This is a genomic window from Rhodopirellula maiorica SM1 (genome assembly GCF_000346295.1).
Taxonomy (GTDB): Bacteria; Planctomycetota; Planctomycetia; order Pirellulales; family Pirellulaceae; genus Novipirellula; species Novipirellula maiorica.
The window spans coordinates 1-7,534 of the sequence record NZ_ANOG01000181.1; the positions used below are offsets into that span (position 1 = coordinate 1).

Annotated in this window: 6 protein-coding genes; all 6 read right to left on the bottom strand. The window is 52.3% G+C overall.

The window, feature by feature from the left end; translation table 11 throughout:
* Positions 1 to 17: 17 nt before the first annotated feature.
* The gene (locus RMSM_RS05510) at positions 18 to 461 is read right to left on the bottom strand and encodes a hypothetical protein (protein WP_144057397.1); all 444 of its coding nucleotides are present in this window, start codon (positions 459 to 461) and stop codon (positions 18 to 20) included.
* 641 nt (positions 462 to 1,102) lie between these two features.
* Complete coding sequence (locus tag RMSM_RS05515; protein WP_160168234.1) at positions 1,103 to 1,354, bottom strand: hypothetical protein; 252 nt, start codon at positions 1,352 to 1,354, stop codon at positions 1,103 to 1,105.
* Between the two features lie 189 nt (positions 1,355 to 1,543).
* The gene (locus tag RMSM_RS05520) at positions 1,544 to 2,914 is read right to left on the bottom strand and encodes a tetratricopeptide repeat protein (RefSeq protein WP_144057398.1); all 1,371 of its coding nucleotides are present in this window, start codon (positions 2,912 to 2,914) and stop codon (positions 1,544 to 1,546) included.
* A gap of 1,625 nt (positions 2,915 to 4,539) precedes the next feature.
* A complete protein-coding gene (locus RMSM_RS05530; RefSeq protein ID WP_008692740.1) occupies positions 4,540 to 5,136 on the bottom strand; it encodes a hypothetical protein in 597 nt (198 codons plus the stop codon).
* A 273-nt stretch (positions 5,137 to 5,409) separates the two neighbouring features.
* Positions 5,410 to 5,670: a DUF6429 family protein gene (locus RMSM_RS05540; RefSeq protein ID WP_008692742.1), complete on the bottom strand. Its 261-nt coding sequence runs from the start codon at positions 5,668 to 5,670 to the stop codon at positions 5,410 to 5,412.
* A gap of 1,023 nt (positions 5,671 to 6,693) precedes the next feature.
* Complete coding sequence (locus RMSM_RS05545) at positions 6,694 to 7,020, bottom strand: hypothetical protein (protein WP_008692744.1); 327 nt, start codon at positions 7,018 to 7,020, stop codon at positions 6,694 to 6,696.
* Positions 7,021 to 7,534: the final 514 nt, after the last annotated feature.

Below are 7,534 nucleotides of genomic sequence, written 5' to 3' on the forward strand. Positions count from 1 at the left end.
ACTAACTACGACATCTTCTAAATGTCGCCGAGTACGGGCCATTCGCGTTCATCTAACGCTATATCTTCTATGATGCGGCACTCACGAATTATGACCTCATATTCCTCCCGTCCGTCTTTGTATGCAATCACATCTTTTTTGTTAACAACTCCGCAACGAAGTATTGCAGGGGCAGTTGGATGCATTTTTGCAAGGTGACTCGCGAACCATTTAGCTACCGACCTATTTAACGAATAGCTACATCCATCATGATTTACTCCGAGAAAACATCCCCGGAAGATGTGAAACGGATCTGGTAGGTCATCGAGAACCTTTCTTTCGTGCTCTGTCATCATTTCCCGTATAGGCCCCTCACGGAAACGAACAGGACTTTTTTCCAGTATGAAATCGATGAAAAATGCGTTGTTATCGCAAGCTTGCCAGTTTTCGCCAAGAAGGACTAACCAGTCATCTTCTTTCATTCGATTGCACAGCTCGCAAACCCTCCTCAAGCGTTCATATGACGAGCAATAGCCGATCTGTTTACGTGCCTCGGTAAGGTTCATGCCATATCGTCCTATCAGTAAGGTAAGTATCCAGGCCAATATCCGACAGCAAGATGAGCCGCAGTGAATTGATTGGAATATTTGCAGCAATGGCTATTTCAATTCGAGCAATAGTGTCGTTGTCACCAAATGGCCACCGAGTTTAAGCCAGGAGAGATGGCGATGCAAGCTGCAGGAACAACGAGAACTACTTAATGCAGGTCAGATATTTCAGGGTGGCCTCGGCGTCGTCTGTCTAGCGATAATTTTCTTCCCTCGCCGCGACAATTAGAAATTCCTGTTGGGCTGCCCTTCGTGAGTTTCACGCGGTGGCGTTCGTGTCACGTTTGCCCATCCCGTCGAACGGATTGACCAACAAACGTTTCTCGCCCTGCATGTTCGATCGACGGCAGTTCACTCGCTTTCCGATCATCCAATTGCCGAACGCTAGCTTCGGTGCATTGCGTTATCTTTGCTCGAACTATCCAGCGTTGTAAATCTGTTTAACGCGTTCCACATCGCGTCCAACGAGATTTCCAGCCCAGACGACATTGCCTAGGAACATTGACTTCAGCACGTCACAGCACGTCTCCGGCGGCCGAGTCCGATGATCGGCCGTGTTCGGCTTCCCAATGCCGGATCACGTCCACCAACTCGGGTGGAATTGGACGCAATGCAACCGCCGATGCAACCGCCGAAACGTCCCCTTGCGGTTTCACCCCGCAATTCACGGTGTTTTCGTCGATTAATTCGAATCCGGTATCGCCCACTCTTTTGAACGCAGGTTGATAGCCCAACGAGGCTGGTTGACCACCTGCCGTTTCCGCCAAAAGCGATGCCGCCGAACCGGCACAAACTTCTCCGGCCGACTAATACCTCAGGCCAACCAATACCTCAGCCCAAGCGTTTGCCACATCAGCCAGCAACGATCTCGATCTTGGCCCATCTTGATTCGCCTGAATCCCAAACGATGTGCGTCGCCCTTTCTAGCTGAGTCCCTTTGGATTCTTTGACAATAACTACCTTGACAACATCCTGATCGCTGCGGTGCTGTCGGCATATCCGGACCATTGCGGACCACCCAATTCAGCCGCCTTTTTGAACTCGTCGAGTGCCTCGCCACGCTTTTCCATCTCGATCAACAGCACGCCATAGGCAAAGTGACAATGCGGCGAGTTTGGTGCCAACTCGATCGCTCGCCGGACATCCGCCTCGGCGTCGGCTAACTCTCCCAGGTCGGCATGTAAATCGGCTCGAAACAGCAATCCCGTGACTGGGAATTCGAGACGATCGACAAGGTCATCTGCGATCATCACTGCACCACGTGTGTCGCCCTCGCTCAACAGCTGACTTGCACGAGCAATCCCTCGATTCATCAACTCCTCGTCGTCCGGCGGTTCGCGAAGCAACTCCTGCGACAGTCGCCCAATGGGATAGTTTTCGAACCAAAGCCGGTGGGAAGCGGGCAACAGAACCATCATTACCACTGCAGCCGCCAACGCACCGACGAAGGCTCGTTGCCAAATCACTTTTGCATGGATCACGCCTACAACAAGGGCAGGCAATAGCATCTGAAGACTTCGGTGCATGTCACCCGCGATCACAAGCGACCCGAAGGCTGTCCCCACCACCAAGAAACAGGCAAATGCAAATGCCAACCCACCAAACCGGCGATAGGCAAATGCGATGAACACCCCGACGAACAACCACATGACTCGATAACCCTGCCACAAACCAGCGACAAACGTGCTGACCGGCACAGCGAAAACCGAAGAGGTGTGCTCTGACGCATAGGGCTGCGTCACGGGATCGTTCCCTGAGAGCAACGCCAGTGCTCTAATCACAGGATACACCAACGTCGCTCCGATCATCCAAAGCAACTCACTCCGCTGCTGCTTGGTTAGTCCAGATGCTTTGTCGACCAACGCGACGCGGACAAGCAACACGATTGGAAAGCCCAACACGAATCGCTCGTCAATCCATGGCGTCACCAGACAAGCCGCTAACAGCGCCCACCGGTTTCGACTGAAGGCGGCAACAAGAAGTCCCAACACAAGCCAACTATCGAAATAGGCAAGCCAACCTGTTGACACAAAATACCACGGCAACATCGCCATCAGCATCGTCGCAAGAAGTGTCTCCGGAAGCGAAAACGGATGCTTACGGAACAACGCTGCGATATAACTTAGGGTGACAAGACACCCTAAGAACGGCAACGTCAGGAACGGCCGATCACCCAGGTTAAAAACATAGCCAATGATCGGAAAAAACAGTCGCCACTGATTGACGCGACTATTGTGGTTGGGCAAGACCGTAAACGGATCTTCTACTTGACGTAGCGTGTCACGCGCGCGATCAACTTCGGGAGCAAAGTAGCTGCCCCAAACCATGAATCGAGGCGCAAAAAAAAACTGGAAACGAACGCAGCCGAGATCGCCACGCACAACGCAAGCGGTAAGAGAGGAATGGATTTCGGAGCGACTTCGTCAGTCATACGTGTTTTCTCTTTGTCGAACTTGAGCAATGCGATCGCGGATCAAGTCTCCACGGCGTTGCAAACTTCGACGACGTGTTATTCTTTCCCTGACGGCTTTTGCCGGTGTCACCAAGGTTGATAACTTTTGCAAGTCCAATTGACGATAGAAAAGTAGCGACTTCCCATCTCCGACGCAACGCACCGAGACGCCCACAAATAAAAAACGACAATTTTTTTTTCCGCCGCAATCGGTCCGCTCAGCAGTCGTCTCCCCAAAAAACTCACCATGACGATATTTTCGACGACGCACTGTGGACTGCTGCAAAGTCGGTCGTGGAACAATCGACTTAGCGAAGCATCACTTCATTGATCAATCACGCAATGGTGAATTTACAGGAAAATGAAGGACAGAAAATGCAACAACAACACGAACCCCAACGGGGTCGGACAATGCTGCTGATGTCCATTGAGATTGCAAAATGATTGTTTGGCAAGATGATTTCCAGGCATCGAGACGCTTTGGTCTTTAACCATTTTGCCCCTCAATCGTTTTGCCAATTTTCAATGCAGGCAGGTCGAGGCTACGCCAAGGGCGGACGCGAGGCCGGGGTTTGACGGGTGCCCTGAGACTTGATCGCTTAAGACCATGTCGCGTCTCCAGGGCTTTGGCATGTGTTTGGATTCGCATCCACGGGCTCACGCCCAATGCCATCTACTTTGGCACTAAACGGGTGGCGTTTGTAGCGGTGCGGCGCAAGCCGCCCGGTCTAAACCGAACGCTGTACTCACCTCAACCGGACGGCTCGCGCCATGCCGCTACCAAAGTAGATGGCATTGGGCTCACGCCCGTGGCTACATCCGACCATCCCTTCGAGACTTGCACTTTACCAATTGCGGAAGTCACGTCTTTCCGACCGGGGCAAGCCCGAGGAGCCGGACTTTCAGAACATATAAATTGCCGGTTCCGAAGGACAACAGAAATCTGCTTAGCACCCGAGAAAGGAAGAGAAGATTAGAAAATGAAAGGTTAAAAGATTGCGAGGGACCGGACGTTCAAGATCAGTCACCCACATCCACCGCTATCCCATCTTTTTGCCCCACATATTTTTGCCGGCCCCTTCAGCCGGGTGATTACCAAAGCCCATTCACCGAGAGTCTGCCCACTTCCGCCAGCAAATCATTTCTGACCTTCGATCAGATGAAGGCCCCCCAAGGTTGCAGCAGAAATAAAAAGGGGCAGGAACGCGTAAACTTGGTCGCGGACAGCCACTACAGTCTCCTTCACTCCTTCACTCCTTCACTCCTTCACTCCTTCACTCCTCTCTCCCACGGAGTACGTCAACAAGTTCGCGGGTCATAACATCGGCGTATTTGAGTCATAGCAATCTTGTCAGATACTACGACGGTCCAAGTCAGAACGGTTGTAAGTGCTGTTTTTGTGGTCATGACTTCAGCCGCAGAACCTCCGAGAAAACCGAATCGCGAAAATTGATATTCCATCGCAATGTCGGCCGGCTACCGCGTCTTCGGTTCATCGCATCATTCAGTCCGTTCTTCCGGATGCTTCGTGAAGAAGTGCCCGTGAACGAGCCGTCCATTTTTGTCTTTGTGGTAGTTGTATTGGAAACAGCGATTGACGGTGCACCGTACCTCGAAAATGTCAGAGTTGTTGATTGCCGAAACAGAGCCAGCGCAGATGGGGCACTCTGGATCGGTCTCATCACAGCGTTGAATAATTTCAATGACACGTTGAATCGATTCCATTTCGTGCTCATGTGTTTTCCTGCGCAATGGTGTCCACACGTAGAAGCGATGTCCGTGGCCAGTTCGTGGGCAAAACGATCGATCGATTGCATTGAACACAATGTCGGATTTTAGTTCTGATGTTCCAGTATCACCAACCAAAACGAGTTCGAGTGTAAAGACGTCGCGCACCAGACTGTTGGGCCCGCAGTAACGGTCACTATCAAACGTTGCCACAAGGCTGCCTTCGGCGTCGCGGATGAGTTCGTCCAGTTGAGGCAGCAATTCTCGCTCCAAGAACTGTTGCAGCGTTGCTTTGAAGGCATCGTCGACTAACCCGCGATGATAGGCGGAGGAGAACGGGCCAAATCGAATCTGGTCGGTGATGCGCATCAATCCTCAACGGCAAAAAAATTAACGTAAGTCCGAGCTTTGACGGGAGGGATTCATTCGTTAAATAAACTCGCGACTCGGCCCCGTGATCTCGGCAACGTGCGGCTGCCGGTCACATTCGCCAATCACTCGACTTGTCGCAAGTTAGACGCAGGGGAAATCAAGTATCGTCCCTCCGAGTGCAGAATTCTGCGAGCCTACAACGCCAAACTTGATGAGCAGTTGCCGCATATCCTTGAACGACGCACCAAGCGATTTGGCTTTTGGTCGTACTCATGACTCAGTCTTCCGCACGAACATTGAGTTGAACAACTCCTGGCATCGCTCGATACCCTCGGGGGTTAAAGCCACGGACTTGGCTTTGCCTACGGGGTTGTGGATCATGCCCTTCTCGTGAAGTCGTGAAAGTGTATCCCAGTCGTGCCCCTTCCATGCACGGTCACCGCCGCACATCGTTAGCGCAAGCAACGCCAGAACGGTGTCGTCAATCTTGTCAGTGTCGAGTTCGTATCCGTCGTCCATGTACAGCGTCATTGCGTCGGAAGGTTCACGCGATCATTCTCAGTCGGATAAAATTGCTGGTCACACAGCGGCGACCCAAGATGTTGCATTTACCGAAGGACGTTGCCGCCGCTCGTGTGTACCACTTGGTTCTTGCACTGGGCCTGGGTTGCGAACGACTCGCGAATCGATCTCGTTCCGTAGCCCTTAGAATACTGGCCAACGAGTGGCTGAGCAACAATCGACCGCACAACATCCGCCCTACGATTCGTCCACTCCAACAATTTTCCTGCCACCATTTTCCTGCCAACTACGACCGAGCAAATGGGTAGGAAAATAGAGGTAGGAAGATTAGAAGTAGGTGACTCCCGAGAACTGCCTTTGTTAAGCAGATTGGGGACAGGCCGAGGCGGGGAACTAGCCACGAATCTCACGAATCCGGAAACCATCTGCCATTCGTGGCCATTCGCAAGATTCGTGGCCGACCGTCGACCGAACAAATCACCGCCGGTCGGCTAGGCATCGCCGGACGGCAAGAACGCCGGAATTCACGAGGTGACGTGAGTTAGTCATCCGCATCTAGACGCACACCACCGCCACTCGCGTGGAGTTCTCAGGTTATCCCTTGCAGTGTACTTATGCCGCGCAGCAGATGTTGACGATTTAATTTCCGTCCTGGAGATGAAACATCGCATCGTCCCGTGCCAGCAACTTAAAGTGGTGAGGCCCAATAACAATTTCAGCGATAATGGTACCTCGATCAATAGTATGGCGTCTGTCTGGTCCTTCACTTGATGTCCATCTACTTCTTCTGGGATTTCCAGCGCGTTTTGACTTGGCTCAAGCGCCACGTGCGATGGCGTTGCTTTTTGCGTGCATCCGATCGCAAGGGAAGCACAAAGGATTAAGGTGAAGGTATTGTGCATGTGGCTAAGTGGGGTAACGTTAGACATCACGGGGGACGGACGAAAGACTTGCAAGCAGACAGGAAAACGGCCCCCGACCCCTGGTGCCTTCGATTGGGTTCGCGAATTTTTACGTCTACGAATACCACCATCACGGTGTCTCTCGATTGCCGAATCGTGAAGCGAAGAACAAGGTAGTCGCGAACGTGGCAAAGAGAATCACGGACATAAACGCGAGTCGAATCGAGACGCCAAGATAGAAGACTGCATCTTGATCCGGGGTTCCATCCCAGCCGGGGGCATCTATTTCGGATCGAATCCAGCGCTGGTCAAGAATCACATACGAGGCGCCTACCAATAGCACGGACAGTACGAACCCGCGGCCGTCCCAGAGATACGATGCGAGTGACGTACCAAGCACGCAAACGCTCAGCGCGATCCATCCATGCGGAGCGATAAATTCGGTGAGCAAATACATAACAGTCGGGAGTCGGAACTTGGACGCAATTCAGATGCAAGAACGGCGGTGGTCACACGTTGGCGTCCCAAGATATTACATTCACCGAAGGACGTTGCCGCCGCTCGTGTGTACCACTTGGTGCTTGCGCGGTGCCCGAATTGCGAACGACTCGCCAATCGGCCTCGTTCCGCAGCCCTTAGAATACTGGGCAAAGAGCGGCTGAGCAACAATCGACCGCGCAACATCCATTCTACAACCTAACCACTCCAGAAATTTTCCTGCCACCATTTTCCTGCCAACTCCGACCGAGCAAATGGGTAGGAAAATGGAGGTAGGAAGATTAGAAGTAGGTGATTCTCGAGAACCGCCTTTGTTAAGCAGATTGGGGACAGGCCGAGGCGGGGAACTAGCCACGAATCAACACGAATCAACACGAATCCGGAAACCATCTGCTATTCGTGATCATTTGTGATGATTCGTGACCGACCTCCGACCGAACAAATCAGCGCCGGTCGACTGAGCATCGCCGGAC

What these genes read in the sequence shown, in the direction of transcription:
- RMSM_RS05510 (WP_144057397.1), bottom strand. Translation starts at nt 461, where the DNA reads ATGAAAGAAGATGACTGGTTAGTCCTTCTTGGCGAAAACTGGCAAGCT.
- RMSM_RS05520 (WP_144057398.1), bottom strand. Translation starts at nt 2,914, where the DNA reads ATGGTTTGGGGCAGCTACTTTGCTCCCGAAGTTGATCGCGCGCGTGAC.
- RMSM_RS05530 (WP_008692740.1), bottom strand. Translation starts at nt 5,136, where the DNA reads ATGCGCATCACCGACCAGATTCGATTTGGCCCGTTCTCCTCCGCCTAT.
- RMSM_RS05540 (WP_008692742.1), bottom strand. Translation starts at nt 5,670, where the DNA reads ATGACGCTGTACATGGACGACGGATACGAACTCGACACTGACAAGATT.
- RMSM_RS05545 (WP_008692744.1), bottom strand. Translation starts at nt 7,020, where the DNA reads ATGTATTTGCTCACCGAATTTATCGCTCCGCATGGATGGATCGCGCTG.